Source organism: Streptomyces sp. NBC_00878 (assembly GCF_026341515.1).
Taxonomy (GTDB): Bacteria; Actinomycetota; Actinomycetes; order Streptomycetales; family Streptomycetaceae; genus Streptomyces.
The window spans coordinates 3,417,926-3,444,099 of record NZ_JAPEOK010000001.1 but is presented as its reverse complement, the minus strand read 5'-3'; the positions used below and the strand labels follow the sequence as shown (position 1 = coordinate 3,444,099).

The window sequence follows — 26,174 nt, the reverse complement described above, 5'->3', positions numbered from 1 at the left end:
CCGGTCATGGCGCGACCCTTTCCTCTTCGGTCTCTCCTCCGGCCTTGCCTTCGGCGTTTCCTCCGGCCTGTGCTTTGGCCTTGGCCTTGGCCTTGGCCTTGGCCTTTGCCTTGGCCTTTGCCTTGGTCTCTGCTTTGGCCTCTGCCTTGGCCTTCGCCGCCTCGGGTCCGCCGCGTGCCGAGTCGCTGAGGCGCAACAGCAGGGCCACGATGATCCAGTTGGTGACGACCGACGAACCGCCCTGCGCCAGGAACGGCATCGCCATCCCGGTCAGCGGGATCAGCCCCGTCACGCCGCCCGCGATCACGAAGACCTGGAGGGCGACGATCGAGGCGAGGCCGACCGCGAGCAGCCGGCCGAAGGGGTCGCGCAGGGCGAGGCCCGCCCGGTAGCCGCGCTCGACCAGGAGTCCGTACAGCAGGAAGATCGCGGAGAGGCCCGCCAGGCCCAGTTCCTCGCCGGCCGTGGCCAGGATGAAGTCCGACTTGACGGCGAAGCCGATGAGGATCGAGTGGCCGAGGCCGAGCCCCGTGCCCAGCAGTCCGCCGTCCGCGAACGCGAAGAGGGACTGGGCGAGCTGGTTCGGGCCCCGGCCCGCCTCGATCGACGCGAACGGGTGCAGCCAGTCCTCGACCCTGCTGTGCACGTGCGGCTCCAGCCAGCCGACGGCGAAGGCACCGCACGCTGCCAGCAGCAGCCCCACCGCGATCCATCCGGTGCGGCCCGTGGCGACGTAGAGCAGGACCACGAACAGGCCGAAGAAGAGCAGCGAGGTGCCCAGGTCCCGCTCCAGGACCAGCACGCCGACGCTCAGCAGCCAGATCGCGACGATCGGGCCGAGGACCCGCCCGGTGGGCAGTTGGAGCAGCCAGACACGACGCCCGGTGTACGCCAGGGCGTTGCGGTTCGCCGCGAGATAGCCGGCGAAGAAGACCGCCAGCAGAACCTTCGCGAACTCGCCCGGCTGGATGGAGAATCCGGCGATCCTGAGCCAGATCCGGGCGCCGTTCACAGAGGGGAAGAAGACCGGCAGGACGAGCAGCACGAGCGCGGTCACGACGGACACGTACGTATAGCGCTGGAGCACGCGGTGGTCGCGCAGCAGCACCACGACCGCGATGAACAGGCCCACGCCCAGCGTCGACCAGACGAGCTGCGTCGGCGCCGCCCGGTCGGCCGGGGTCTCCAGGTCGAGCCGGTAGATGAGCACCAGGCCCAGCCCGTTCAGCAGAACGGCGATCGGCAGCAACAACGGATCGGCGTACGGGGCCCGCAGACGCACCGCGAGATGCGCGAGGAGCGCGAGTACGCCGAGCCCGGCGCCGTAGCCGGCGGCGCCGGGCGGGACGGATCCGGTCCTGGCGATGCCGACGGCGCAGTAGCCGTACACGGAGAGCAGGACGGCTACGACGATGAGGCTGAACTCGATGCCACGGCGCCGGGGGAGGCGTACAACGGGAGCCGGCGGGTCCGCCTGCACTGTCGTTCCGGGCGAGAGCATGTCCGGAACGTAGCAAGGGAGTCACTCAATGTCCCGCTATATGGGGTCAAACATGCTCCTCGGGTGCACGTCGACCGCCCCTGCGGGAGTGCGGGGCGGTCGACGTGTGCCCGCGGAGCATTCAGCGCCAGCGGAGTACTCAGCATCAGCGGAGTACTCAGCACCAGCTCGGGGCGGGCCCGATGTTGTCGATGAAGCGAGCCGTCGCCCAGGCCCAGGTGCCGTCCGCGAGGAGGTACCAGAGGTTGTTGCCCTTGACGTTCTCGCCGCTCACCTTGCAGAAGATGGAGACCTGCTCACCGTGGCCCACGAAGCCGATGATGGCGCTGCTGCGGGTCGGCCTGTCGCGGAGGTTCAGTCCGCCGGGCGCCGTGACGACGCCCTTGTAGAGCCTTTGGTGGCTGCCGCTGTGGTGGCTGCCGTTGTTCTGGCCCCAGTCGTCGTTCGCGGCGGCGGGGCCGACGGCTCCGACGACGAGGGCGCTGCCGGCGGCGACTATGCCGAGGCGGATGAGAGCGGTACGCAGGGACATTGCTGGCTCCTCCAGAAAGGTGGGCAGAGCTGACTAATCGCCACATTAGGAGCAGCCTGCGGCGCCCGCCCGTCACACTGGGCCATCGGAGACAGAGACTGCTCATCGCCGACTTGCTCAGGGGCCCCGCAGCCCCGAACTCTGTCGGTCGACCGGAGCCCTGGCGAAGCGTCAGCGTCGCCAGGGCTCCACCATCCATCGCGTTCGCGAAACAGAGCCTCGCCCCCAACACCCCCGCCTGCCCCAGCGCGATGGTGAGCCCCAGCCCGTGCCCGTTCGAGCCACCCTCGGTACGGAACCGCTGCGGCAGGCCGGCTCAGCTACTCGGCGAGCTCCTCCAGGAGCCGGGCCGTGTCGAGGCCCGCCCGGAGGTACTCCACGAAGAGCTCGTTGTGCAGGGCCCACGGGGAGCGGCGGGCGCGGATCAGGCGGATCGCGTCCTCGGCCGTGCTGCCCGCGCGGATCAGGGCCTGGGCGACGACCAGGCCCGAGCGGTTGTAGCCGTGGTAGCAGCGGACCAGGATGCGCCGGCCCTCGTCGCGCGCCTCGTCGGCGGTCCGTGCGAGGCGCATCACACCCGCCAGCTGGGTGCCGTCCAACGGCCCGTCGGGGATCGGCCACACATGGTGTTCCACCCCCGGGTCGGGGCCGTGGCCGGGCAGTCGCAGCAGGGTCAGGACCAGGTCGAACTCGTCTCGTACGACGGCGAACTCCGGTTCCCCGGTCCGGCCCATGTACTCGTGACCGCCCATCCACAGGCCGGGCACGATCTCGCTCCACGGGCTGTCCGGGGCCGGTGCATCGGGTTGGTTCCTGCGAGCCCGCAACGGCGCCTCCCACTCCACTGCTCCCAAAGGTAACCGGCTTCTTGCCCCTGGAGCACCCCGCCTGTTCCCATGGTCGTGGGGTGATGGTGCATGAACGAACTGCGCGTCATACCGGCTTGGCGACAGGGCCAGGAGCGGCTGTACGTCTGTCTCACGGACGGCAGGAACGTCGCCTGGTACGACAGAGAGGCGGCCAGGGTCAACCTGCTCAGCGAGGAGCGGCGCGAGGACGTGCTCGACGTGCTCGGACCGTTCCTGACCGGCGCGGTGACGGTGGGGCCGCCGCCGGTGCCCACGCCCGCGGAGCTCGCGCGGCTGTCCCTGCACCCGGACGACGACCTCGCGCCGAACCGGCCCGGCGAGGCGCTCCAGATCGCGCTCGACCGCGAACCGGCGGCTCCGCGCCGGATGCGGCCCGATCCGCGGCGGCGGGGGCTCGCGGCGGAGCAGGCGGTCGGGGAGGCCCTGGACCGGCTGGAGGGGGCGGGCTGGCGCACCCTGCACTCGGTTCCGCTCCCGGGCGGCGACCGTATCCACCATCTCGTCATCGGCCCGGGCGGGCTCTTCGCCGTCCGCGCTCTGTACGCCCGTAAGCAGCGGGTCCTCGTGTCCGATCCGATGGTCGCGATCGGCCGCCGCGAGCCGTCCCCGCTGCTCCGCGCCGTCCGCGCCGACGCCAACCGCGCCTCGTACGCGCTGACCGCGGAGGTCCGCCCGGTCCTGGCGGTCTTCGGCCCGTCCGCCCTCGACGTCACCGGCCCGCTGCGGGAGGCCCGCGTCCTGACGGACACGGACCTTCCGATGCTGGCCCGCCTCGGCGGGACCCTGAAGCCGGCGGATGTCGAGGCGCTGCATGCGATGGCCCGGGATCGGCATACGTGGACGCGGGTGTGAGACCGCGATCCGTGCCTGGCCTGGACTGAGGTGAGGTGGCTGGGCTGGGCTGAGGTGGCTGGGCTGGGCTGAGGTGGCTGGGCTGAGGTGAGTGGGCTGCGCCGAGGTCGGTCGGCCGTGATCAGGGCAGGAGGCCGGCATGGTCCTTGTCGAACAGCGGGGACAGCAGGTCGCCGTGGTCCCGTAGGCGCGGTGCGATGTCCGGGGCCAGGAAGGTCAGCTCGCGGGCGGACCCGCATTCCCCGACCTCCGCCCACGTCACCGGCGCCGACACCGTCGGCTCCGCCCGCGCTCGCAGCGTGTAGGGCGCCGCCGTCGTCTTCCGCGCCACGTTCTGGCTCCAGTCGACGAAGACCTTGCCCGGCCGCAGGCTGCGCGCCATCCGGTGCACGACGAGCCGCGGCAGCGCCCTCTCCGCCTCCATCGCGAGCTCCTTCGCGTACTCCGTCGCCCGGGCGGAGGGCGTCGGCCGCAGCGCCGCCAGCAGATGCAGGCCCTTCGACCCGGACGTCTTCGCGTACGCCTCGATCCCGTCCGCCGCGAGCCGCTCCCGCAGCCAGAGCGCGACCTCGCAGCACTCGACGACGGTCGCGGGCGCCCCCGGGTCGAGGTCGAAGACGAGCCGGTCGGCCTCGCCCGGCGCGTCGATCAGCCACTGCGGCGTATGGAACTCGGTCACGAGGTTCGCCGCCCAGACGAGGCTCGCGAGGTCCTGGACCAGCACCATCCGGGCCGGTCCCTCCGACCGCGGCACCTCGGCCGTGGTGACCCACTCGGGCGTACCCGGCGGCACGTTCTTGGCGAAGAAGACCTGGCCGCCGGGCCCGTCCGGGTAGCGCAGGAACGACAGCGGCCGGTCGCGGAGGTGAGGCAGCAGGGCTTCGGCGGTCGTCGCGTAGTAGTGCAGCAGCTCGCCCTTGGTGAAGCCGGTCGCCGGATGGAGGACCTTCTCCAGATTGCTCAGCGCGAGCCTTCGCCCCTCCACCTCCGTGATTGCCGTCATACGATGACAATCCCATGGATTCATCATCAAACGCATGAATCCATCCTCAACCGAGTGGAAAGGTGCTGCACGTGCGATCCATATGGAACGGCGCCATCTCCTTCGGCCTGGTCAGCATCCCGATCAAGCTCGTGAACGCGACCGAGAGCCACTCGATCTCCTTCCGTCAGATCCATCTGGAGGACGGTGGACGTATTCGCTACCGCAAAGTGTGCGAGCTGGAGGAGCGGGAGGTGTCGGCGCCCGAGATCGGCAAGGCGTACGAGGACGCGGACGGCTCGATCATCCCGATCACTGACGACGATCTGGCATCCCTGCCCATCCCGACCGCCCGGACGATCGAGATCGTCGCCTTCGTGCCGGCCGACCGGATCGATCCGCTCCAGATGGACACGGCGTACTACCTCGCGGCGAACGGGGTGCCGGCGGCCAAGCCGTACACGCTCCTGCGGGAGGCGTTGAAGCGCAGCCAGAAGGTCGCCATCGCGAAGTACGCCCTGCGGGGGCGGGAGCGGCTCGGCATGCTGCGGGTCGTCGACGACGTCATCGCGATGCACGGGCTGCTCTGGCCGGACGAGATCCGGGCGCCCGAGAGTGTCGCCCCAGACGTGAGCGTCACGGTCCGGGACAAGGAGCTCGACCTCGCGGACGCGTTGATGGACACGTTGGGGGAGGTCGACCTCAACGAGCTCCACGACGACTATCGCGAGGCGGTGGAGGAGCTCATAGCGGCGAAGGCCTCCGGCGAGAAGATGCCCGCTGTTCCCGCTGGGGAGACGGGGGGCGGCAAGGTCATTGACCTTATGGCCGCGTTGGAGAGCAGTGTTCGGCAGGCGCGGGTCGCGCGCGGCGAGGGTGCGGGCGGGGACGAGGGAGCGGGCGAGGCGAAGGCCGCGGCCTCGGCCGAGGTCAAGCCCCTCCGCAAGACGCCCGCCCGCAAGTCCTCCAGGGCCGCGCCCAAGCAGGCCGCCGGCAGGAAGTCGACGTCCACGACCAAGAAGGCGGCTGCGAAGAAGACGGCCGCGAAGAAAACGGCGGCAACAAAGAAAGCCACGACGGCTTCCAGCAAGAAAACAGCCACGAAGAAGCCCGCGGCCAAAAAAACCGCCCCGCACAAGAGAACCTCGGCCTAAAAGCTGTCCCGTATGTCCGACGCACCCACCGGGAGCGAAGTGAGACTGGGTTGGCTGGGCGTTGCCGGAAGACGGCAGAGTTCAGCCGAGTCTTGATGCCGGAACCTGCCGTTCACGTCGAGTGACCAGGTGGGTACGGTGGTCAGGCAGTCTTCGTCGAGCGAAGCCGGGTTTCGCCGATCATGACGACTGTCTGAGGCGATTGCGGAGGAAGATGGGCTACGTGGTGGTGGCGCTGGCGGCCGTGGCGTCAATTCTGGCCGTCGCCATGAACTTGCTTGTACGTCGGGAGCGACGATGGTTACCGCTCAATCCCGAAGCGCATCGGATCGAAGGGGCGGCTACCCGGGGGCTTCGCGATGGGCGCCGCCAGGCTCATGCTTATCAGCATTTCGCCCATGTCAACGGTGTGAGCGCCTTGCGGGACCGTGATTCTCGGTCATAGTGATCGGCCAATCGCTGCGAATTTTCGGCAGGCGGCGGCTTTGTTGGGTATGTGTCAGCTGGTCGGAGCGAGGTTGTGCAGGCGGGCGATGCTGAGCATGGCGTGATCGACACCGTCGCCCTTGAGGCGACAGTCGCGGAGAATCTTCCACCTCTTGGCATGGATGACGACCTGATGGTTGGTGGAGTACCGGTAATTCTTCGACTGCTCGGCGACCTGGTGGTCGCGGGGATTCGACCCCGGGCAGGTCATCGCGCCGGTCCTCTTCCTGCACGGCGGCCAGGACCGGGTCGTGCCCAGCTCGCACAGCCAGTGGCTCGCGAGCCACTGCCCCGCGGCAGAACTGCGACTGAGCCCGGACGACGGACACATCTCCGTCCTCAACACCGGCGAGGCCGCCATGGACTGGCTCGCGCACCACTCCGGCCGCTGATGATCTCCGCGTGACGCCGCGCGATACGGGCTCACTCGGCCTTCGATGACACGCGCTCGAAGACGGAGGCCCGTGCGCCCGCTTGGGCTCCCTCGTCATGCAGTTCGCCACACAGCAGAGGCGGCAGCCGTGATCGCTGTATGCCGCACTGACGGCTGCGCAGGACCCAACCTCACGTGCGGCCTGTGCGGAACCTACGGGCACGGTAGATGCATATCTTCATGCGCGACGGATGTATCAGAGAATGATCCCAGCCTTCTTTACGAGGTTGGTCAATCGCGGGTTACTGCGCTTGTGCTGAGAAGCGAGAACGCGCGTCAGTTCCAGACTTGTAGGGTGCACATTGGCCATCTCAGGGGCGGCGGCCCAAGCCTTCTCCAGGCTGTCAATAGTGCCGTCCTGGTCCCCTAGTGCTAGCTGGGACCGGCCCAGGTTCATATACACCGGGGCTACTCGGTTCGCCGGAAGTGTCATGCCCGCCCGAATCAGATCTTCGGCGGTGTCCAGTGCCTTACGGTGCTGGTCCATGTCTGAGGAAGTCGAGATGACATGGGTAGCCGTCTGCTCGGGGCCGAACTGCATACCATGCTTTGCGACTTCCTCGGGAAATTCGTCAGCCGCTCGCCATGCCGCCTCAACATAACGCTTCATCGTCTGCTTGTCCTTCAGGCGTCCGGCGAGGGTCAAGCCTCGCAGGTGCAGAACGCCGAGCCCGAATGCGCGCTCTCGTCCGGTGAGCGTCGATTCTGCCTGAACAACCGCCCGATCAATGATGGCCAATCCACCAGTGAAGTCGCCGGAGTTGAGGAACGTGCCGGCGTCATCACGAGCCGCGACGATTGCCGCAATGGGATCCGCCCTCTCTGCGGCAATTCGTTGTTTCATTGTGGCAAGTTCAGCCAGGTGCATCCACCTGTGGCGCGCGGCCAGCCAGTAGATGACTCCATACACATCCGCTACCAGAGTCCATGCCCTCGGTTCTCCTGTCAGGTGGGCATGACTCGTCACGTTGGCAAGGAGGGACGGCAGACGAATTTGAATCCGAGCCAGTTCCGTATTCCAGCGGAGTTGGTTGAGTTTATCGACTTCCTGTTGCAGCCGCTCAGGATGCTCCGGCGGTTCCCCTGGGATATCGAACCTACGAATGGCGTAGTTCAGCTCATTCAGGTTCTCTTCCGGGGCGCTTCCCAGAAGTTCATCAAGAGTGAGATCCATTGCACGGGCCAGCGCTGCGCCTACACCCTGGGTGAGCGCTCGGTCCCCCACCTCAATCTTGCTCAGCAGAGAGACCGACACTCCCGCCCGTCGGGCTATGGCGACCTGGCTGAGCCCGAGATCCTTCCGACGCGCCGCGACGTTGGCGCCTGGTCCGGGTACCTGTGTAGCGCTCATACCTTGCGTCTTCCCCGCTCGGTGACGTCCTCACGTGCCATGGTCCCAAAGGCGCCTGCAACGCGCCCGGCACCTGTGCAAGAAGTGTGCAAGTCGCCGGACCGGCGGGCGCGTTGACCAATTGCAACAGAGCACCCCCGCGCCGTGCGACCGGCCGGGGGCATGGTCGACGCTGCGAAGGAGCGCCAACGATGTCCGTCCTATCACGCCCACTCGAATGAGTGAGAGCCCTGCTGTTCGGGCCCCGGAAGCCCGGCACGCACTCCATCCCCGACCAGCCCGCGAAGGCGCCCGCGCACGCGATGCAGCCGTCGCCGGAAATCTGGGGCGCCTTACTGGTGCTCGCCCGTCTGCGCCGCGCCGGACGCACCCCCGCCCCGCTGGACGCCGTACACGCCCAGGGCGAGACGAGCACACTCGTACGCGCCTACATTCTCCCTCCCGAGGAACACCAACAGGACTTTTCTGTACGGCAGTTCGCGGAGGCAAGCCGATGAGTACGGGAAGCGTCGAGTCGCGCGCGGGAAACGCCGAACTGCCCATGCTGCGCGCTTATCGCCTGTGGTTCGAGCACACGAAGAAGTGCGCCGACTGCAAGGACAAGCACAAGGCTCAGGACGGCTGCGAGACCGGACGGGAACGGTGGGGCACATACCGCCTCGCGCGGACTGGGAGGACGCCATGACCTTGGGTATCGAAGGCACTCCGGGCAGCGGCGCGCACCGCACCGACGACGGCCGGGTGGCTGTCCCTCTGCGACTGTCCCGCAGCGGGGAGCAGGCGACAGAGGCTGAGCTTCTGCTCTCCCTGGTCGAAGCCGAGCACCTGCACGCGTCCCTGTGCCGCGCCCTCGACGGCCACCCGGTGCCCAGGGACGCACCGGACTGCCGGGAAGCGGTTGAGGCCGCCGACGCACTGAGCGCCAAGGTGGCCGAGGCGAACCGGCAGAGCAGGAGGGCGCTGTGACGCGTTCGATCATCAAGGCCGCCGCATGGACCCTGGGGGCGGACACCGACGACGACACCCCGGAAGGCGTCTACTCCGTTGTGTGCTCGTCCTGCGGGGCGGAGCCCGCTGTCACTGAGAACGAGCGTCTGCCGGTGGAGGTCTGGGCACTCAAGCACACGGGTCTGAACCCTGATCACCGACGGTTCAAGGTCAAGGCGGAGACGTTCTGGTGTGTGACTCCGGCGGAGGGCAACCCCTATGGCGAGAAGGACGCCCAGGACGTCTGAGCGTCCCCGCACCACACCGGATGGCTGCCGCTTCCTGGGCGCCGCGAGGCGCAAGGGCAGCAACGCATGCCCCCGTACCGGCCTCCCCCGTCCGGTGCGGGTAGCGCCCCCGACCGCACACGCTTCGGCTGCGGTCGGGGGCCATCTCATGCCCTCAGACGTGGGGGGCGGGTGGTCGTGGGTTGTTCGCGCAGTTCCCCGCGCCCCTACCGGGGGCCGAGGTCGGTCGTCCCCCACCGGCCCGAGGGGGTGCGGCGGGATGTGTGTCCGCAGCGTACGACGACACACGAATGCGGTCACCGTGCGGCAACCGCGCTTACGGGGTCTTCGAAGTTGAGCGGTGGGCCCGTCGGGTAACTGGAAGATTTGGGACACTCGCGGCCTCCGTAAGGCCTGGTGGCAGCCGTCAGAACTGTCCCGAACCTTCCAAACGTCGCCCTGGCGGCAGGTGCGGACCAGCGGCCTCGCCGCTGCGCACCGCTCAACTTCGAAGACCCGCTTTAGACCGATGGCCGTTGGAGATGAAGGAGGCAACCGGGGCCAACTCCGTCTCGGACGCGGCGAGTTGGAGGTCCGGGTAGCGCTCGAAAAGGGCAGGGAGGGCGATACGCGCCTCCATGCGGCCGAGCGGCGCGCCGAGGCAGAAGTGCACCCCGTGCCCGAAGGCCAGGTGCCCCTTGCCCAGCCGGGTGACGTCGAACCGGTCGGCGTCAGTCCCGTGGTCCTCGGGGCTGCGCCCGGCCGCGGCGTACGCCGCAAGGATCGCCTCGCCCTTGCCGATCACCAGACCGTCCGGGCCACCGAGTTCACCCACCGCCAGGTCCTCGACGGCGTACCGTAGCGGCAGGCTGGCGACCGGAGCCTTGACCCGCAGGGTCTCCTCGACCACGTCGTCCCAGGTGGCACGCCCCGCACGGACGTGCGCGAGCTGTTCGGGGTGGCTGAGCAGGAAGTGGATGGCGTTGTCGATGAGGTTGACCGTGGTCTCGTGCCCCGCGCTGATCATCAGCACCAGCGTGTCGAGCAGCTCCTGCTCGCTCAGCCGCGTGCCGCCCTCGTCGTCGCGCGCCGCGATGAGCGCGGAGGTGAGGTCGTCGCCGGGTAACTCCCGCTTGGCGGCGACGAGTTCGCCGAGGGCCGCGTACAGCCTCGTGTAGATGTCCGTGACCTCCTCCGGGGTGGCGGCGGTGTTGAAGACGCCGTCCACGACGGCCCGCAGCTCCGCGCCCTTCTCCTCGGGCAGTCCGAACAGCTCGCTGATCACCTGGATCGGCAGCGGATAGCAGAACTCCTCGCGCAGATCGACGACTTCGCCCCGCCGCCCGGCCTCGTCGATGCGGTCCAGCAGACTCTTGGTGATCTCCTCGATACGTGGCTGCAGCGCGGCCACCCGGCGAGCGGTGAACGCCTTCGACACCAGGGCCCGCAGACGTTTGTGCTCGCCGCCGTACGCCGTGAACATGTTCTGCACGGCGACCCACGTGAACAGCGGCCACTCCGGGGAGATCTCCCCGTTGATCCAGAGCGGCCAGTGCTGCCGCGGGTCCTTCGACACCCGCGGGTCGGTGAGCAGCCTCTTCAGCAGGTCCGTACGGCTGACGGCCCAGGCCTCCACACCGCCAGGGAGCTCCACCCGTGTCACCGGGCCGCGCACGGGAGCCGTGATCGGGGACGGGTACGGCGGCAGTGGCGTCCTCTACTGGCTCGTCCCGCCGGGCGAGGCCGCCGGCTGGCAGCTCCCTCCGGCCCAGATCCTTGGTACGGGCTCCCACGTGGCCATCCCGCCCCGGCACCGAACGTACGCCCCCGGTCCGCACTGGCGCGTGCCGCCGACCAGGAACCAGCACTGGACGGACACGGCCCGCCTCCACGCGGCCCTGCACACCACGCTGTCCTGACGGACCCCGCTCGTCGAACGTCGGAGGGGCTGGAGGAGCTGAAGGGGTCAGAGGGGCGTGGCCCCGCCGCACTGTCTTGGGGCGGAATCTTGACGCGCTGAGTTACCGGTAACATCATGGTGCTTGTAGCGCTCCCGGGTGTGTCTGGGGTGGCTCGTCGCCCATGGGAGTGTGGGCCGTCGACTGGAGTTCGCGTGAGTGACCGCGTGACAGATTCGTCCGCCGTGGAGCTGCCGTTGCTCGTCTGTCTCAAGGGTGTTCGTGATCATGTGCCGCATCCGGCCCATGGTGAACCGGGGGCCGGTGGCGGTGGAGGGGGGCAGGTTCTTGGGCGCAGTCTTGGGTCCGTACTTGGTGTTTTTGTTGCTCTCTACGTTCTGCACGTGGGTATTGAGGCGGGTGTCGGTGGGTGGGAACCCACCCATCTGGAGACCGTCGGCTACGGTGCCGGAGTTGCCGCCACCGCCACCTCCGCGTACTGGCTGATGATGACTCTCGGTCGATTTCTCGTGGCGCCGATCGCGCTTCGCTACTCCGCCCCGGTCGTCATCACCGTCTCCTGTGCGGGTATGACCGTCTGCTTGTTGCTGGCCGCTGTGCCGGGGCTCGCTCCCTACGCGTACGCCGGTGTCGGGCTGTTCATCGCGCCGATCTTTCCCGCCGGGCTGCCCTGGCTCAACAAGGCGGCTCCGCGGGCCCGTAGAGCGGGCGCGGTGGTCATCGCCGCGTCCATGATCGGCGGTGTCGCGGCCGGGCCCGCGCTCGGCCGGGCCATCGAGTGGTCCGGTGTCCGGGCCGTGCCTCTGCTGCTGAGCGCCGTCTCGGCGTTGTGCCTGGCCGCCACGGTGTGGCTGATCCGGGCCACGCGGGCCGTCGGCGGCCATATCCGCTGAAGAACATTTCCGTTCCGGTCCGGCACGACCGGATCCGGCTGAACTCGGTTGAACCGAAAGGAAGTTACCCGTATGTCCGCTCTGACGACGTCGTCCGACGGCTTCCTCCTCCACGGTGAGCCGTTCCGCATCATCTCCGGTGCGATGCACTACTTCCGCATCCACCCCGACCAGTGGACCGACCGGCTCCGCAAGGCCCGTCTGATGGGCCTCAACACGGTGGAGACGTACGTGCCGTGGAACCTCCACCAGCCGGAGCCCGGCACCCTCGCCCTCGACGGCTTCCTCGACCTGCCGCGCTATCTGCGCCTCGCCCGCGCCGAGGGCCTGCATGTCCTGCTGCGGCCCGGCCCGTACATCTGCGCGGAATGGGATGGTGGCGGCCTGCCCTCCTGGCTCACCACCGACCCCGACATCCGGCTGCGCAGCAGCGACCCCCGCTTCACGGACGCGCTCGACCGCTATCTCGACCTGCTGCTGCCTCCGATCGTGCCCCAACTGGCCGCGAACGGCGGCCCGGTGATCGCCGTACAGGTCGAGAACGAGTACGGGGCGTACGGCGACGACACCGCGTATCTCGAACACCTCGCCCGGTCCCTGCGCTCACGCGGCATCGAGGAACTTCTTTTTACCTGCGACCAGGCCAACCCGGCGCACCTCGCGGCCGGCGGTCTGCCCGGTGTCCTCGCCACCGCCACCTTCGGCAGCAGGGTCGTGCACTCTCTGGAGCAGTTGCGGGCCCACCAGCCCGAAGGGCCCCTGATGTGCTCGGAGTTCTGGATCGGCTGGTTCGACCACTGGGGCGAGCCGCATCATGTGCGCGATGCCTCCGATGCCGCCGCCGACCTCGACCGGCTGCTCTCGGCGGGGGCCTCGGTGAACATCTACATGTTCCACGGCGGGACCAACTTCGGCTTCACCAACGGCGCCAACCACGACCACGCGTACGAGCCGATCGTGACGTCGTACGACTACGACGCCGCCCTCACCGAGTCCGGCGACCCCGGCCCCAAGTACCACGCCTTCCGCGAGGTGATCGCCCGCCACGCGCAAGTCCCCGAGGAGCCGGCTCCGGCGACGTCTCGCAAACTCCCGGTCACCGCCGTGGAGTTGGACCGGCGGGCCTCGTTGCTGCCGCAGGTGAGCGCCCTCGCCAAGCCTGTGCGTGTCGACGCCGACCCGGTGACGGCGGAGGAGCTGGGCCTGCTGGCCGGGTATGTGCTCTACCGCACCACGGTCCCCGTTCACGGTGATGGTGTGCTGCACTTCGTGGGTGGGGTGGGTGACCGCGCCCAGGTCTTCGTGGACGGCGCCCCCGTCGGCGTACTCGAACGCGAACGCCACGAAGAGGCTCTGCCCCTGCGTCTTCCGCGGGACGGCGCCACGCTGGACGTCCTCGTCGAGAACATGGGCGGTGTCAACTACGGTCCGCGTATCGGTGCGGCCAAGGGGCTGCTCGGTCCTGTCGCGTTCAATGGCATCGCGTTGCACGGCTGGGACTGCCATCCGTTGTCCCTGGACAATCTGGGCGCGGTGTCCTTCGCTCCGGTCTCCGAGGCGCCTGCGGACGCTGGTCCCGCCTTCTACCAGGGCACGTTCGAGGTCCGCAGGCCCGCCGACACCTTTCTCTCCCTGCCCGGCTGGACCAAGGGCCAGGCCTGGGTCAACGGCTTCCACCTCGGCCGCTACTGGAACCGTGGTCCGCAGCGCACCTTGTACGTCCCCGCACCCGTACTCCGGCCGGGCTCCAATGAGTTGGTCCTGTTGGAGTCGCAGGCCACGATCGGTCTTCGCGCGCTGCTCACCGACACGCCCGACCTTGGCCCGGTGAAGCCCTGATGCCCCATCACGTGCGTGTTCCTTCGCCCGCTTTATCTCCGCTGGTCGGCCATCTCCCCTTCTCCGACGCTCCCGGCGTCGCCGATCCGATCGAGGTCACCAGCCGGTACCTCACCCGGGGCGGGCGGCCCTGGTTCCCGGTCTCCGGCGAGTTCCACTACAGCCGCTACCCGGCCCGGGACTGGGAGGAGGAACTCCTGAAGATGAAGGCGGGCGGGGTGACGGCCGTCGCGAGCTACGTCATCTGGATCCACCATGAGGAGATCGAGGGTCACGTTCGCTTCGACGGCGACCTGGATCTGCGGCGCTTCGCCGCGCTTTGTGGCCGTCATGGTCTGGACTTCGTTCCGCGCATCGGGCCCTGGTCCCATGCCGAGGTGCGGAACGGTGGCCTGCCCGACTGGCTGCTGGCCCGCACCTGTGCCCCGCGCACCGACGATCCTGCCTACCTGGCCCCCGTACGTGCCTGGTTCGAGGCGATCGCCGGGCAGTTACGTGGCCTGGAGCGTGCGCAGGGCGGTCCCATCGTCGCGATCCAGATCGAGAATGAGCTGTACGACCGGCCCGGCCATCTGCTGACGCTGAAGCGCATGGCAGAGGAGGCCGGTCTGAGCGCCCCGCTCTGGACGTCCACCGCGTGGGGCGGGGTCCAACTCCCGCCCGACGAACTGCTTCCGCTGTACGGCGGCTACCCCGAGGCGTTCTGGACGGAGGCGGACGGCGGCTGGCCCGACACCTGCCGCAAGCACTTCTTCTTCACCCACCAGCGTGATGACGAGGGCATTGGCGCCGACCTGCGTCCGACGTCGGTGCGCGGTGCCGAACCGGCGGACCTCGTCGACCGATTCCCTTGGGCCACCTGCGAGTTGGGGGGTGGAATGGCGGTCGCCTACCACCGCAGGCCGCGCGTCGAGGCCTCCGACATCGGTGCCCTCGGCCTCACCAAGATCGGCTGCGGCTCGGTGTGGCAGGGCTACTACATGTTCCACGGCGGTACGAACCCGGCCGGGGAGCGGACCTCGTTGCAGGAGTCCCACGCCACCGGCTATCCGAACGACCTCCCCGTCCTGACGTACGACTTCCAGGCGCCGCTCGGCGAGTACGGCCAGTACCGGCCCACCTATGACGAACTGCGCCTGCAGCACCTGATGTTGGCCGACTTCGGTCATCTGATCGCGCCCATGGAGTCCGTGCTTCCCGAGCGGCGGCCCGCCGGGCAGCACGACCGGGAGACGCTCAGGTGGGCGGTCCGTGCCGACGGGCACTCCGGGTTCCTCTTCGTCAACAACCACCAGCCGCACGAGCCGTTGCCGGACCATCCCGACACGTCGTTCACGGTGGAGTTCCCGGACGCCGGTGAACTGACGTTTCCCAGCACGGCGGTGACGATCCCTCAGGGTGCCTCGTTCTGCTGGCCGTTACGGCTCGACGTGGCCGGGCTGCGGCTCGACTGGGCCACCGCCCAGCCCGTGTGCACGGTCGACGCGGACGGTCGTACGGTCCTGGTGCTGGCCGCCGTCGACGGGATCGCCCCTGAACTCGCCCTGGACACCAGCACGGTGAAGTCGGTCTACGCGCCGACGCGGCAGGTCACCTCCGTCGGCGGTCGCGTCCTGATCACCGGGCTGCGGCCCGGCACCGACGCCCTCGTCGAGGTCATCACGACGGACGGCAACCGGGTCGGCCTGCTGGTGCTGGACGCCTTGACCGCGCGGACCGTCTACCGGGGTGTCGCGTGGGGAGCGGAGCGGCTGGTGCTCTGCGGCGACGGGGTCGTCTTCGACGAGCACGCGGAGGGTGGTCGGGGCGAGGTGCGGGTGCACAGCCGGGGGGTCGGGGAACCGTCGTTCGCTGTACTGCCTGCGCCGGAGCGGGCGCCTGTGGTGATGGGGGTGAGTGGGGTGAGTGGGGTGGCTGGTGTGGTTGACGTGGTTGGTGTGGCTGGGCCGGTCGTTCGGGAGTCGGTCGACGGGGTGCTGACTCGCTACACCGTGCGGGCTGATGGCGGTCACTCCCTTGTGGCGGCTTCGGTCACGCTCGTTCGGGCCGCCGTGGGCCCGGCCCCCGAGCCGGTCACGGGTGTGCTGGGGCGGGCCAGCGCCCCGGCCGACAAGTACTTCGACACCACGGCGGCGGCCGAGTACGTCGTCGCCGTACCGGACGGCCTTCCGCGTTCGGGCACGTTGCTTCGCGTCCACTGGACCGGAGACGTGGCGCGGGCGTATGTGGGGGACACGCTCGTGGCGGACCAGTTCTTCTCGGGGCGGGTCTGGGACATCGCCCTGGATCGGCTTCCCGAGGGCGCCCTTCGGGAGGAAACCCTTCGGGAGGAGGGCTTGCGGCTGCGGGTGCTGCCCCGCCACCCGGACGCCCGGGTGTACGTGGCGGGGGAGACGGGCGGCACCGGGGGAGCGGTGGCGGCGCAGAGCGGCGGAGGTGAGGGATCGGTGGCGTGCGTCGGGCGCGTCGAGTGGGTGGTGGCCCGTACTTGGGTGGCGAGGGCGGGCTGAGCCGCCGGGCGGCTGTCCCGTTCGGCGGCCTATCCTGTGGGCCAGCCGGGCGGGGCACGACCGCCGGGACGAGCCCGAAGGACATCACCCGTCATGACCCGAAGTGCCGGTGACGGCGCGCCGCCCCAAGGCCCTCCCCAGGACCTCCCCAAGGGCCGCAGCCGGCGCAACTTCGCGGGCGCGCGCCCGGTGATGGAAGACGTGGCGCGCCTGGCCGGTGTCTCCAAGCAGACCGTCTCCCGCGTACTGAACGACAACCCGTCCGTCCGCCCCGAGACCCGCGAGTCGGTCCGGACGGCCATGCGCACGCTCGGCTACCGCCCGAGCCGCAGCGCCCGCTCCCTGGCGAGCGGCAGAACCCGCATGCTCGGAGTGATCTCCTTCGACGCGGCGCGCTTCGGTCCCGCCTCGATCCTGACGGCGATCAACACGGCGGCCCAGGAGGCCGGTTACCTGGTGAGTTCCATCGCGCTCGACACGGCGGACCGGGCCACCGTCGTACGGGCCGTGGACACGCTGTCGGCCGAGGGCGCCGACGGGGTGATCGCCATCGCCCCGCAGCGCTGGGTGGGCAGGGCACTGGCGGAGGCACAGCTGGACACCCCGCTGATGGTGCTGGAGAACGACCTGGGCAAGGACGCGTCCTTTGTCACGGCGGACAACCGCGCGGGCGCGCGCATGGCCACCGAACACCTGCTGGCGCTGGGCCACGCCACGGTCTGGCACATCGCGGGCCCCACGGGCTGGCTGTCGGCCGACCGGAGGGTGGAGGCCTGGCGGGCCACGCTGGAAGCGGCGGGAGCCGAGATTCCCGAGCCGCTGTTCGGTGACTGGAGTGCCGACTCGGGTTACGAACTGGGGCGCCGGCTGGCCGAACGCCCCGACGTCACCGCGATCTTCGCCTCCAACGACCAGATGGCCCTGGGCGCCCTCCGCGCCCTCCACGAGGCGGGCCGCCACGTCCCGGACGACGTCAGCGTCGTCGGCTACGACGACATCCCCGAGTCCGCGCACCTGCTCCCCCCGCTGACCACGGTCCGCACCGACTTCCCCGAGATCGGCACCCGCTCCCTGCGCCTGCTCCTGTCCCAGCTGGAGGGCCCGCTGGAACCGGCCGTCGACCGGGTCGTACCGGTCGAACTGATCGTGCGGAGGAGTACGGGGCCTGCGCCGGGTCGTTGACCCGGAGCTCGGAGCTCGGGGCTCGGGGCGTGGGCGTGGGCGTGGGGCCTGGCTGGGGCATCTGCCCTGGGCCGGGGCATGGGGCAGGAAGAACTGTGCGGATCCGGTGCGTGGGCAGGCCTCTCGGCGGGATAGAAAGGATCCATGCCGGAGCGCGAGACCCCCGTCGGGGCCATGGACGATGTCGATGCGGTGACCCACGCGGTGCTGACCGCCTCCCGCCTTCTTGTCGCGGTGTCGGCGCGCTCGCTCGCCGAGGTCGAGGAGCGGGTGACGTTGCCGCAGGTCCGGATGCTGATGGTGCTCGCCACGCGCGGTGACACCAAGCTGGTCACGCTCGCCGATCTGCTTCAGGTCGCGCCGTCCACCGCCATGCGCATGGTCGACCGGCTCATCGCCGCCGGGCTCGCCGACCGGCAGACCAACCCCGCCAGCCGCCGCGAGACCCTGCTGCGGCTCACGGAGGAGGGGCGGCACACCGTCGCGAACGTCACCGCCCGTCGGCGCGCCGAGATCTCCGCGATCGTCGAACGGCTCACCCCGAAACAGCGGGAGGCACTGGTCGAGGCGCTGACCGCGTTCAACGAGGCGGGCGGCGAACCCCTGGCCCCGGCGTTGGACGACGCCGAGCCGTACCCCCTGGGCTGGGTGGACGTGGCGGCGACGCACGAGGTCTGAGCCGCCCCGCCCGGTTCTGCCGGATCACCCGACGCTGGGACTGGGACTGGGGCTGGGCGTCGGAGAGGTCGTGTTCACGTCCAGCCCCGGCGGCTCGTTGAGGACGAGAACGGGCGAACCCGGCTGGGGCGGCGGCGGAGTGACCTCGTCCTTGGGGAGCTTCGGCGGGCTCGTCTGCTGGAAGTTGACCTGGTCGTAGTTGACCAGGTCGGTCCTCTCCAGCACGGTGATGTGGTCGAGGACGGTGTCGTTGGCCAGGTCGGCCAGCTCGCGGACCATGGTGTTCTTGGTGCTGGCGCGGATCTTGGCGATGGCCGGGAAGATCTGCCCGTGGGTCACGCGCATGATGTTCACCGCGGTCGTGTCGAACTGCTTGCCGGTGCTCCCGTCCACGGTCGCCACGAACTGCTGCTGTTGGGGGCTGGCCTGGTTGGGCAGGGTGATGCCCAGCTCGGGAGCGATCTTCCGGCACATCTCGTCGAGCCCGGAGTGCCCCGCCACCAGGTGCTTCCCGGCCTCCTTCATCTCCGGGGTCGTACCCCGCTCCATCGCCATCAGCCCGAGCGGGTGCTCCCACAGCCCGGCCGCCCGCACCTTGATGACGAAGTCCCGGTCTGCCTCGGTCAACGGCCCGAACCGCGTGTTGGCGATGACCCTTTCGGTGTTCGTGGCCGTGTTCTCGACCCCCAGCATCGCGGGGTAGGCGAGCGCGGCGAGCGTCAGACCCAGCCCACCGATCAAGAATGCGGTTCCTGCCGTGCGTTGGGTGACGCGCATGGTGCCTCCTGTGGGGGACGGGGCGGACACCAGGAGGTACGGACGAGGAGCGCGCGACAATCATTGCTCAGAGTAAAGTTTGCATGATGCTATGTGTTTCACATCACACGGCTGCCCAGTATTGGCTCAGACTCCCGCCGGGCTGGGGACCTGTCCGCTGAGCAGGCTGCCCGCGCCGGGAACGACCGTGGGCAGGCCCAGCTCGCCGAGGATGCGGTACGTCGTGGCGGTGGCCGCCGAGAGCACCGGCAGGCCCGACGCCTCCTCCACCGCCTGGATCGACGGCAGCGACGGCATCTGGACGCAGGCGGACAGGACGAGTGCGTCGGCTCCGGACAGGTCCAGGCGCCGCCAGTGCTCGCGCAGGTCGACGGGGTCGAGACGGGCGACGGCCAGGTTGTCCGGCACCTCCAGGCTCAGCGCGTCCACGACCTCGATGCCCGCGGCCTCGATGTAGTCCGCCACCAGCCGCGTGAGCGGCTTCATGTACGGCGTGATGATCGCGACCCGGCCGGCTCCCAGGGCCCTGATGCCGTCGAGGAGGGCTCCCGCGCTCGACACCACCGGGGCCTGGGAGTCCTCGGCGCGCAGCACACCGGTGATCTCGTCCTCGGCGGTGCAGTGGTAGCCCGGCCCCTGCGCCATGATCGCCACGAGGCAGGCCGTGACGACCACGTCCGGCCGGGCGTCGGCGAGTTCGAGTGCCGCGCGTCCGGTCTGCGCGTTCATGGCGCGCAGCTGCTCGGGCGTGACGTGCCGCATCCGCATGCGGCTGCTGTGGAAGACGAACCGGTCCTCCGGAACCAGGGACTCGCGCTGCCGCATCATGCGCGGCAGTTCCGTCTCCATGGTCAGGTTCGAGCTGGGCACGATCATGCCGATGTGGTGGTCGGTCGTGGCCGTCGTAGTCGTAGTCGCGGTCGTGGTCACGGGGTCCTCCGGGGGTCCGGCGTACGTGGTGCACGTACGGGGGCGGCGACCGGGGATCCGCTGTCCGCCGCGGCGGATTACGAGTCCTCGGCCAGTCCCTCCCAGTGGTCGGCGAGGGACGTGAGCAGATGCATGACTTCTTCGCGCTGCTCGGGGGCGAGCGGTCCGAGAAGCCGTTCGTCGAGTTGGCGGGCGCGGCGGTTCGCGCCGTGGAGGGTTTTCTCGCCCTCCTCCGTCAGGAAGAGGAGCTTGCGGCGGCCGTCGTCCGCGGCCGTCCTGCGTACGATCAGGCCCCGGTTCTCCAGCCGCCGGGCGACGTCCGCCATGGTCGACGTGTCCAGGGAGACCGCGGACGCCATGGACCGCTGGTCGCTGCCGGGGGCCGCTTCCACCGCCTGGAGCACCGCGAACTGCGGCCCGGTGAGCGTCGGGTCGACGGCACGGATCCAGACCGCGAGATACGCCTGGTAGAGGCGGCGCACCTGGTAGCCGGGCGCGGCGGTGAGCGCGGGAGGCGGTCCGGGAGGCGCTGACGTCGTGGTTGCGGTTTCGTCACCCATGGAGCCCACTTAAGCACGGCATTTGATCGCTTCGGCAGTCGCATCGGCAGGGGGATTGCCCGTCGCATCGCCAGCCGCGTCTTCCGTCGCGTCTCCAGTCGGATCCGCCGTCGGATCTGCGGCCGGTTCGGCGGGCCTTCGCCTCGGGGGACTCGCACGTCGCCGTCAGCTCAGCATGGGGCGCAGTGCTTCGCGCAGGGCGGCGAGCGCGGCGGGCGGGTTGTCCCAGAACAGCATGTGGCCCGCGTCCGGGATTTCAGCCAGTACGGCGGACGGCAGCAGCCGGGCCGCCTCCGCCGCGCCCTCAGCGGTGACGACCGGGCTGTCCGCGCCGTACAGCAGTGCCGTGGGCCCGGGAACGGAGGGCCACCAGTCGAAGAAGTCCTCGCTCTCGAAGCCGCGGTGCGTGGCCGTGACGGCCTCCGTGTCACAACTCGCCAGCCAACGGGCCCGCAGCTCCTGCTCCCGGCGCGGCCAGCGCGGCCAGGACCGGGCCACCTCATCCGCGTCGGTGCCCCGCCGCGCCTCGGCCAACTGGTCGAGGAAGGCCTCCAGTGGCGTGGGATAGGGCCCACGACCGGGGCCGCTCATCGGCGGATCGCCCAGTACGGTGCCCCGCAGCCCCACCTTGGCCCGTACGGCGGTCACGGCCGCGATCCGCGCGCCCATGGAGTGTCCGAAGAGGACAGGGCGGTCGAGGCCGAGGCCCGCGACGACGGCTTCGGTGTCCTCGGCGTACTCCTCAAGGCCGTACGAGCCGCCGGCGTCGGACAGCCCGCGCCCGCGGACGTCGACGACCAACGGCCGGACCAGTGGCGTCAGTTCACGGGCCACGAAGTCCATCGCGATGGCCGGGCTGGTGATGCCGGGCAGCACGACGAGCGGGACGCCGTCGCCTCCGTAGTCCAGGACGTGCAGGCGTGTGCCGCCCGAGCGCACCCAGCGGCTGGTGGCGGGGACGTCTGCGAGATCGGCCATCGCGGACTGCGCCAGCAGGCGGGTGGGAGGGGGCGGCGGCGGGGGTGGGGGTGGGGGCATGGGGATCTCCAATGGCGCGGAGCAGATGGGAAGCAGATGGGGAGTAGATGGGAGTCGGTGGGGAGCAACTGGGGCTACGGGGCTGTCCTGGGCAGTCCGTCGAGGTACCCGATCGCGTCCTTGGCGCCGATCACGTCGCCGTACTTGGCCTGGATGTCGAAGAGGTTCGCCTCGTGCGGACCGGGCGCGCGGTCGCCGACGCACTCCCTCGGCACCAGTACGGAGAACCCGGACTGCACGGCGTCCACGGCGGTGGCCCGTACGCAGCCGCTCGTCGTCGCCCCGCACACCAGAACCGTGTCGCGGCCGAGGCCGGTCAGCAGGGCGGCCAGGGACGTACCGAAGAACGCGGAGGCGCCCTTCTTCACGATCAGGTGGTCCTGTGGCGCCCGGGGCAGCCGCGGGTCGAGCGCGACCTCCTCGCCCCCTTCGACCAGGCTTCGCATGCCCTGCGCCTTGTGCAGCCAGGTGACGGCGTCGCCCGCCGCCTCGGCCGGTGTGTAGGCGATCGCGGTGAACACCACCGGGACGCCGGCCGGGCGGGCGGCCGCGATCAACTCGCCCGTGGCGCTGACGACTTGGGTGAGGTCGGCCCCCGAGGGGAAGCCCGGTTCGGTGAAGCCGCGCGTGAGGTCGACGACGATCAGAGCGGGGCGGCTGCCGCGGCGTACGGGTGCGCCGAAACCGGCTCGCTCGTAGGTCCGTTCCGTTTCCTGCCCGTACCGAGCTTCGCTCATGATGTCCTCCTGAGTGCCCGCAACTCCCGTGCCTGGGCGCTGAGTCGGCCGAGCAGCCAGCCCTCCAGGACGCCGAGGGCGAACGCCCCGGCCACCAGGCCGTACGTGGCGGCTCGCGGGCCGAGCAGCATCGCCAGGCCGTCGAGGTCCGAGTCCTGCGCGGCGGCCGACTGCGACGCGGCGAGACGGCTGGTCGGGGGCGATGCCTCGGGCGAGGCGGTCCCGGGCAGGGCGGCGCCGGGCGAGGAGGCGCCGGGCGAGGCGGTCCCGGTGACCTGGTCCTGGTCCAGCAGGCTCCCCAGGTTGCGGGCGAACTGCTGGAGGATCCGGTCCGACACCGTGACGATCGCGCCCTTGCCGAACTGGACGATCTTGCCGCGGATCACCAGGTCCGTGGAGAGCTGGAGCAGCGAACCCTCGGGCGCCGCGAGGATTTCGAGAGAGACCTCCGCCTCCGCGTCCCCGCTGCCGTGCGTGTCGGTACCGCGGGCGTGCACCCGCAGCCGTCGCCGCTCGGCGTCGATCTCCAGGAAGCGGACCGTGCCCGTGTAGGAGGCGCTGATGGGACCCACCCGGATCTTCACCCGGCCCCGCCAGGTGTCGCCGTCCTGCCCGTCGAGCGTGGCGCCCGGCATGCAGGAGGCGACCCGTTCGACGTCGTTCATGAGAGCGAAGACGTCGTCGGGGGAGGCCTTGATCGGGACGGTGTTGGTGAGCTGCATACGTCAGTGCTCCTTGCCGGCAGAGCTGTCACAGGGGTTGGCGCAGGCCCCGCGGCGGGCCGTCGCGCACGCGTCGATCGCCTCGACGATGGTCTGGTAGCCGGTGCACCGGCACAGGTTCGAGGCCACCACCTCGCGGATCTCCTCCTTGGTCGCCTCGGGCCGCTCAGCGAGGAACCCCTCGGCGAGCATCAGGAACCCGGGCGTACAGAAGCCGCACTGGAGTGCGTGGTGCTCGCTGAACGCCCTTTGCAGATCGTTGAGTTCGCCGCCCCCGGCCCCGCCTCCGCCGCCACCACCGTCGTCCGACAGCGACTCGACCGTGCGGATCCGGGCCCCTTCCGCCTGCGCCGCGAACATCAGGCAGGCGCGGACGGGCCGTTCGTCGACCAGGACCGTGCAGGCGCCGCAGATGCCGTGTTCGCATCCGACGTGCGTACCGGTCAGCCGCAGGTCGTGCCGCAGTACGTCGACGAGGGTGCGGCGGGGCTCGGTGACCACCTCGTGCTGCTCGCCGTTGACGTCGAGGGTGATGAGCTGGAGTTGCGGATGTGTCACCACGGGGTCGGTGTTCATGAGGACAACTCCCGGTTCAGAGCGCTGTTGCGAGTGCTGTTCAGGGCGCGGTGCACGGTCTCGGGGGTGATCGGCGTGTGGTCGAGTTCGACGCCGGTCGGGCGCAGGGCGTCGTTGACGGCGTTGAGGACGGCGGCGGGCGCGCCGATGGTGCCGCCCTCGCCGGCCCCCTTCGCGCCGGTCTCGGTGAACGCGCAGGGCGTCTCCAGGTGATGGATCAGCACATCGGGGATCTCGTGCGCGGTGGGCACCTTGTAGTCCATGAAGCCGGTCGCCGACGGCTCGCCCTGCGCGTCGTACGTCACCTGCTCGAACAGCGCGCCCGCGATGCCCTGCGCGATGCCGCCCCGGCACTGCCCCTCCACGACCTGCGGGTTGATGGCGACACCGCAGTCCTCGACGCACACGTACCGCAGGATCTCCACCTGCCCGGTGCCCGCGTGGAGTTCGACGACGCAGGCGTGGGTGGCGTTGGAGAACGTGCCGTCGTTGAAGACGTCGAAGGTGGCCGTGGCCGACAGGCCCGGCTCGATGTCCTTCGGCAGCAGGTGGGCCTGGAGGTAGGCGATGTCGGCGATCTCCTCATAAGTGAGGAGGTCGGGCGCGTTGGGGATATCAGGGGTGTCGGGGGCGGCGCGGCGGCGGGCGGCGCCTTCGCCCAGCTCCACCTCGTCGGGGGTGATGCCCCAACGGGCCGCGGCGATCGCGCACAGCTTCTCGCCGAGTTTCGCCGCGGCGAGGCGTACGGCGCTGCCGCCGATGGTGATGGAGCGGCTGGCGAAGGTGCCGAAGCCGTAGGTGATGCGGTCGGTGTCGCCCTGATGGAGCCTCACCTTGGCGATGTCCAGGCCGAGTTCGTCGGCGACGATCTGCGCCATCGTCGTCTCGTGGCTCTGCCCGTGGTTCATCGTGCCGGTGGTGAAGGAGACCGCGCCGCTGGTGTCCATCCGTACCTCGGAGATGTCGAATCCGGGCACCACCTTCATCTTGCGCTGGGCGAAGGCCGCGGAGCCGTAGCCGGTGCGCTCGCTGAAGCACGAGTAGCCGATGCCGAGGTGCCGGCCCTCGGCCGCCGCCGCGGCCTGCTTCTCGTACCAGCCCTCCTCCCGTACCAGCAGCTCGCACAGGTTGAGCGACTCCAGGTAGGAGCCCGGGTCGTAGGTGATGTTGTTGACGCCCGTGTACGGGAAGTCGGTGATGACGTTGCGGCGGCGGATCTCGACCGGGTCCAGGGCCAGTTCGCGTGCCGCGCGCTCGAAGAGCCGCTCCATGACCATGACGTACTGCGGTCGGCTCACGCCGCGATACGGCGCGGTGGGCGCCTTGTTGGTGGTGACCGCGCGGCCCCGCACCCGGTACGCGGGCAGCTTGTAGACGCCGGGCATCTCCGCGGACGCCATCAGCGGCTCGATGCCCGCCGAGAAGGGGTAGCAGGAGTACGCGCCCATGTCGCAGACCACGTCGGTGTCGAGCGCGAGGATCCTGCCCTCGGCGTCGAAGGCCGCGCGCGCCCGGTAGTGCTGTTCGCGGGCGAGGAACGACGCGGACAGTGCGTCCTTGCGGTCCTCGATCCACTTCACCGGCCGGCGCAGCCGCAGCGCGGCCGCCGCCGCGGCGATCTCCTCGCGGCCGACCACGCACTTCTGGCCGAACCCGCCGCCCATGTCGGGCACCACGACCCGCACGGCGCGCTCGTCGAGGCGCAGGCTGCGGGACGTCACCGTCCTTACCTGGTGCGGGATCTGGGTGCAGGTGTGCAGGACGAGCTGTTCCTCGCGGTCGTCCCAGTGGGCCACGGCGCCCCGGGTCTCCAGCGGAAGCGCGTTCTGCCGTCCGGTCGTCGCGTCGACCGCGACGACGCAGGGCGCGGACTCGAAGACCTGGTCGATGCCGTCCGTCGCGAAGAGTGAGACGTCCACCAGGGTGTTGTGCGCGGCCTCCGCGTGGACGAGCGGGGCGCCGTCGGCGAGTGCCGCCTCCTCGGACACGACCGGGGGCAGTGTGGCGTACGAGACCTTCGCCGCCTCCAGACCGTCCTCCGCCGCGTAGGCGTCGCGGGCCACGACGATCGCGATCGGCTCCCCGACATAGCGGACCTTGTCGCGGGCGAGGACCGGCATGGCCGTCGGGACGAACTCCGAGAGCGGGCGCCCCAGTTGGGCGACGATGTCGCCCAGCTCCAGGTCCTCGGCCGTGAACACCGCGACGACGCCCGGGACTTCGCGTACCGCGGACACGTCCACCGACGCGAGCTCGGCGTGGGCGACCGTGCTGCGCACGAACTGGGCGTGCAGCATGCCGGGCAGCGCGATGTCGTCGACGAACCGGCCGCGCCCGGACAGCAGCCGCGGATCCTCACGGCGCGCGACCGACCTGCCCACCAACAACTCCCGTTCCCTCATGGGGAGTTCCGTCATGAGGGCTTGGCTCGCTGGGACT

At 69.9% G+C, this 26,174-nt stretch carries 27 protein-coding genes and 2 pseudogenes; 13 read left to right on the top strand and 16 right to left on the bottom strand.

Going from position 1 to position 26,174, the window contains the following annotated elements:
* Positions 1-4: 4 nt before the first annotated feature.
* The 4 genes and pseudogenes from OHA11_RS14210 to OHA11_RS14195 all read right to left on the bottom strand — a co-directional run bounded on the left by OHA11_RS14210 (position 5) and on the right by OHA11_RS14195 (position 2,860).
* On the bottom strand, positions 5-1,501 hold the full coding sequence (locus OHA11_RS14210; RefSeq protein WP_266496078.1) for an FtsW/RodA/SpoVE family cell cycle protein: 1,497 nt from the start codon (positions 1,499-1,501) through the stop codon (positions 5-7).
* A gap of 157 nt (positions 1,502-1,658) precedes the next feature.
* Complete coding sequence (locus OHA11_RS14205; protein WP_266496075.1) at positions 1,659-2,033, bottom strand: SH3 domain-containing protein; 375 nt, start codon at positions 2,031-2,033, stop codon at positions 1,659-1,661.
* A gap of 163 nt (positions 2,034-2,196) precedes the next feature.
* Positions 2,197-2,340: pseudogene (locus OHA11_RS14200) on the bottom strand (two-component sensor histidine kinase); the annotation flags it as partial.
* Between the two features lie 13 nt (positions 2,341-2,353).
* Positions 2,354-2,860: a protein phosphatase gene (locus OHA11_RS14195; protein WP_266507152.1), complete on the bottom strand. Its 507-nt coding sequence runs from the start codon at positions 2,858-2,860 to the stop codon at positions 2,354-2,356.
* A gap of 90 nt (positions 2,861-2,950) precedes the next feature.
* Between OHA11_RS14195 and OHA11_RS14190 the strand changes: the two genes are divergently transcribed.
* Complete coding sequence (locus OHA11_RS14190) at positions 2,951-3,754, top strand: nuclease-related domain-containing protein (RefSeq protein ID WP_266496073.1); 804 nt, start codon at positions 2,951-2,953, stop codon at positions 3,752-3,754.
* Positions 3,755-3,875: 121 nt separating this feature from the next.
* Here the strand turns inward: OHA11_RS14190 and ligD are convergent, their stop codons facing one another.
* Positions 3,876-4,757, bottom strand: coding sequence for a non-homologous end-joining DNA ligase (gene ligD, locus OHA11_RS14185; protein ID WP_266496071.1), 882 nt, complete (start codon positions 4,755-4,757; stop codon positions 3,876-3,878).
* A 62-nt stretch (positions 4,758-4,819) separates the two neighbouring features.
* On the opposite strand from ligD, the gene OHA11_RS14180 reads away from it, so the two are divergent.
* Complete coding sequence (locus OHA11_RS14180) at positions 4,820-5,890, top strand: Ku protein (protein ID WP_266496068.1); 1,071 nt, start codon at positions 4,820-4,822, stop codon at positions 5,888-5,890.
* A gap of 499 nt (positions 5,891-6,389) precedes the next feature.
* Here the strand turns inward: OHA11_RS14180 and OHA11_RS14175 are convergent, their stop codons facing one another.
* Positions 6,390-6,587 carry a hypothetical protein gene (locus tag OHA11_RS14175; RefSeq protein ID WP_266507882.1) on the bottom strand — a complete coding sequence of 66 codons (198 nt, stop codon included), beginning with the start codon at positions 6,585-6,587 and terminating at the stop codon, positions 6,390-6,392.
* A 40-nt stretch (positions 6,588-6,627) separates the two neighbouring features.
* Here OHA11_RS14175 and OHA11_RS14170 point away from each other — a divergent pair, with 40 nt between their 5' ends.
* Complete coding sequence (locus OHA11_RS14170) at positions 6,628-6,768, top strand: hypothetical protein (protein WP_266496066.1); 141 nt, start codon at positions 6,628-6,630, stop codon at positions 6,766-6,768.
* Between the two features lie 237 nt (positions 6,769-7,005).
* Here OHA11_RS14170 and OHA11_RS14165 read toward each other — a convergent pair whose 3' ends face one another.
* Positions 7,006-8,160 (bottom strand): helix-turn-helix domain-containing protein, encoded by a 1,155-nt coding sequence (locus tag OHA11_RS14165; RefSeq protein ID WP_266496064.1) that lies wholly within the window; start codon positions 8,158-8,160, stop codon positions 7,006-7,008.
* Positions 8,161-8,381: 221 nt separating this feature from the next.
* On the opposite strand from OHA11_RS14165, the gene OHA11_RS14160 reads away from it, so the two are divergent.
* The 4 genes from OHA11_RS14160 to OHA11_RS14145 are packed head-to-tail and all read left to right on the top strand — an operon-like array spanning position 8,382 to position 9,395.
* Positions 8,382-8,657, top strand: a complete 276-nt coding sequence (locus OHA11_RS14160) for a hypothetical protein (protein WP_266496062.1) — start codon at positions 8,382-8,384, stop codon at positions 8,655-8,657.
* Complete coding sequence (locus tag OHA11_RS14155; protein ID WP_266496059.1) at positions 8,654-8,845, top strand: hypothetical protein; 192 nt, start codon at positions 8,654-8,656, stop codon at positions 8,843-8,845. The genes OHA11_RS14160 and OHA11_RS14155 overlap by 4 nt, the downstream gene beginning before the upstream one ends.
* On the top strand, positions 8,842-9,126 hold the full coding sequence (locus OHA11_RS14150) for a hypothetical protein (protein WP_266496056.1): 285 nt from the start codon (positions 8,842-8,844) through the stop codon (positions 9,124-9,126). The genes OHA11_RS14155 and OHA11_RS14150 overlap by 4 nt, the downstream gene beginning before the upstream one ends.
* Positions 9,123-9,395 (top strand): hypothetical protein, encoded by a 273-nt coding sequence (locus OHA11_RS14145; RefSeq protein ID WP_266496054.1) that lies wholly within the window; start codon positions 9,123-9,125, stop codon positions 9,393-9,395. The genes OHA11_RS14150 and OHA11_RS14145 overlap by 4 nt, the downstream gene beginning before the upstream one ends.
* A gap of 481 nt (positions 9,396-9,876) precedes the next feature.
* Here the strand turns inward: OHA11_RS14145 and OHA11_RS14140 are convergent, their stop codons facing one another.
* Positions 9,877-11,061 (bottom strand): cytochrome P450, encoded by a 1,185-nt coding sequence (locus OHA11_RS14140; RefSeq protein ID WP_266507151.1) that lies wholly within the window; start codon positions 11,059-11,061, stop codon positions 9,877-9,879.
* Between OHA11_RS14140 and OHA11_RS14135 the strand changes: the two genes are divergently transcribed.
* The 6 genes and pseudogenes from OHA11_RS14135 to OHA11_RS14110 all read left to right on the top strand — a co-directional run bounded on the left by OHA11_RS14135 (position 11,057) and on the right by OHA11_RS14110 (position 18,395).
* A complete protein-coding gene (locus OHA11_RS14135; protein ID WP_266496052.1) occupies positions 11,057-11,293 on the top strand; it encodes a hypothetical protein in 237 nt (78 codons plus the stop codon). The genes OHA11_RS14140 and OHA11_RS14135 overlap by 5 nt on opposite strands.
* Positions 11,294-11,511: 218 nt before the next feature.
* Positions 11,512-12,186, top strand: a pseudogene (locus OHA11_RS14130) (sugar MFS transporter); the annotation flags it as partial.
* A 72-nt stretch (positions 12,187-12,258) separates the two neighbouring features.
* Positions 12,259-14,025 (top strand): beta-galactosidase, encoded by a 1,767-nt coding sequence (locus OHA11_RS14125; protein WP_266496049.1) that lies wholly within the window; start codon positions 12,259-12,261, stop codon positions 14,023-14,025.
* A complete protein-coding gene (locus OHA11_RS14120) occupies positions 14,025-16,535 on the top strand; it encodes a beta-galactosidase (RefSeq protein ID WP_266496046.1) in 2,511 nt (836 codons plus the stop codon). Before OHA11_RS14125 ends, OHA11_RS14120 begins: the two co-directional genes overlap by 1 nt.
* A gap of 93 nt (positions 16,536-16,628) precedes the next feature.
* The gene (locus OHA11_RS14115) at positions 16,629-17,717 is read left to right on the top strand and encodes a LacI family DNA-binding transcriptional regulator (protein WP_266496044.1); all 1,089 of its coding nucleotides are present in this window, start codon (positions 16,629-16,631) and stop codon (positions 17,715-17,717) included.
* A 144-nt stretch (positions 17,718-17,861) separates the two neighbouring features.
* Entirely contained in the window at positions 17,862-18,395 is a 534-nt protein-coding gene (locus tag OHA11_RS14110) for a MarR family winged helix-turn-helix transcriptional regulator (RefSeq protein WP_266496043.1), read from the top strand.
* A 24-nt stretch (positions 18,396-18,419) separates the two neighbouring features.
* Here the strand turns inward: OHA11_RS14110 and OHA11_RS14105 are convergent, their stop codons facing one another.
* From OHA11_RS14105 to OHA11_RS14070, 8 genes are all read right to left on the bottom strand, one after another.
* Positions 18,420-19,172 carry a DUF4142 domain-containing protein gene (locus tag OHA11_RS14105; RefSeq protein WP_266496041.1) on the bottom strand — a complete coding sequence of 251 codons (753 nt, stop codon included), beginning with the start codon at positions 19,170-19,172 and terminating at the stop codon, positions 18,420-18,422.
* A gap of 126 nt (positions 19,173-19,298) precedes the next feature.
* Positions 19,299-20,048, bottom strand: a complete 750-nt coding sequence (locus tag OHA11_RS14100; RefSeq protein WP_323186766.1) for an Asp/Glu racemase — start codon at positions 20,046-20,048, stop codon at positions 19,299-19,301.
* A 131-nt stretch (positions 20,049-20,179) separates the two neighbouring features.
* The gene (locus OHA11_RS14095) at positions 20,180-20,662 is read right to left on the bottom strand and encodes a MarR family winged helix-turn-helix transcriptional regulator (RefSeq protein WP_266496038.1); all 483 of its coding nucleotides are present in this window, start codon (positions 20,660-20,662) and stop codon (positions 20,180-20,182) included.
* A 165-nt stretch (positions 20,663-20,827) separates the two neighbouring features.
* Entirely contained in the window at positions 20,828-21,700 is an 873-nt protein-coding gene (locus OHA11_RS14090) for an alpha/beta fold hydrolase (protein ID WP_266496035.1), read from the bottom strand.
* Between the two features lie 74 nt (positions 21,701-21,774).
* Complete coding sequence (locus tag OHA11_RS14085) at positions 21,775-22,437, bottom strand: isochorismatase family protein (protein ID WP_266496033.1); 663 nt, start codon at positions 22,435-22,437, stop codon at positions 21,775-21,777.
* Positions 22,434-23,159 carry an SRPBCC family protein gene (locus tag OHA11_RS14080; RefSeq protein ID WP_266496031.1) on the bottom strand — a complete coding sequence of 242 codons (726 nt, stop codon included), beginning with the start codon at positions 23,157-23,159 and terminating at the stop codon, positions 22,434-22,436. Before OHA11_RS14080 ends, OHA11_RS14085 begins: the two co-directional genes overlap by 4 nt.
* Before the next feature lie 3 nt (positions 23,160-23,162).
* Positions 23,163-23,735, bottom strand: coding sequence for a (2Fe-2S)-binding protein (locus OHA11_RS14075; protein ID WP_266496029.1), 573 nt, complete (start codon positions 23,733-23,735; stop codon positions 23,163-23,165).
* A complete protein-coding gene (locus tag OHA11_RS14070; RefSeq protein WP_266507149.1) occupies positions 23,732-26,152 on the bottom strand; it encodes a xanthine dehydrogenase family protein molybdopterin-binding subunit in 2,421 nt (806 codons plus the stop codon). Before OHA11_RS14070 ends, OHA11_RS14075 begins: the two co-directional genes overlap by 4 nt.
* Between the last annotated feature and the right edge of the window lie 22 nt (positions 26,153-26,174).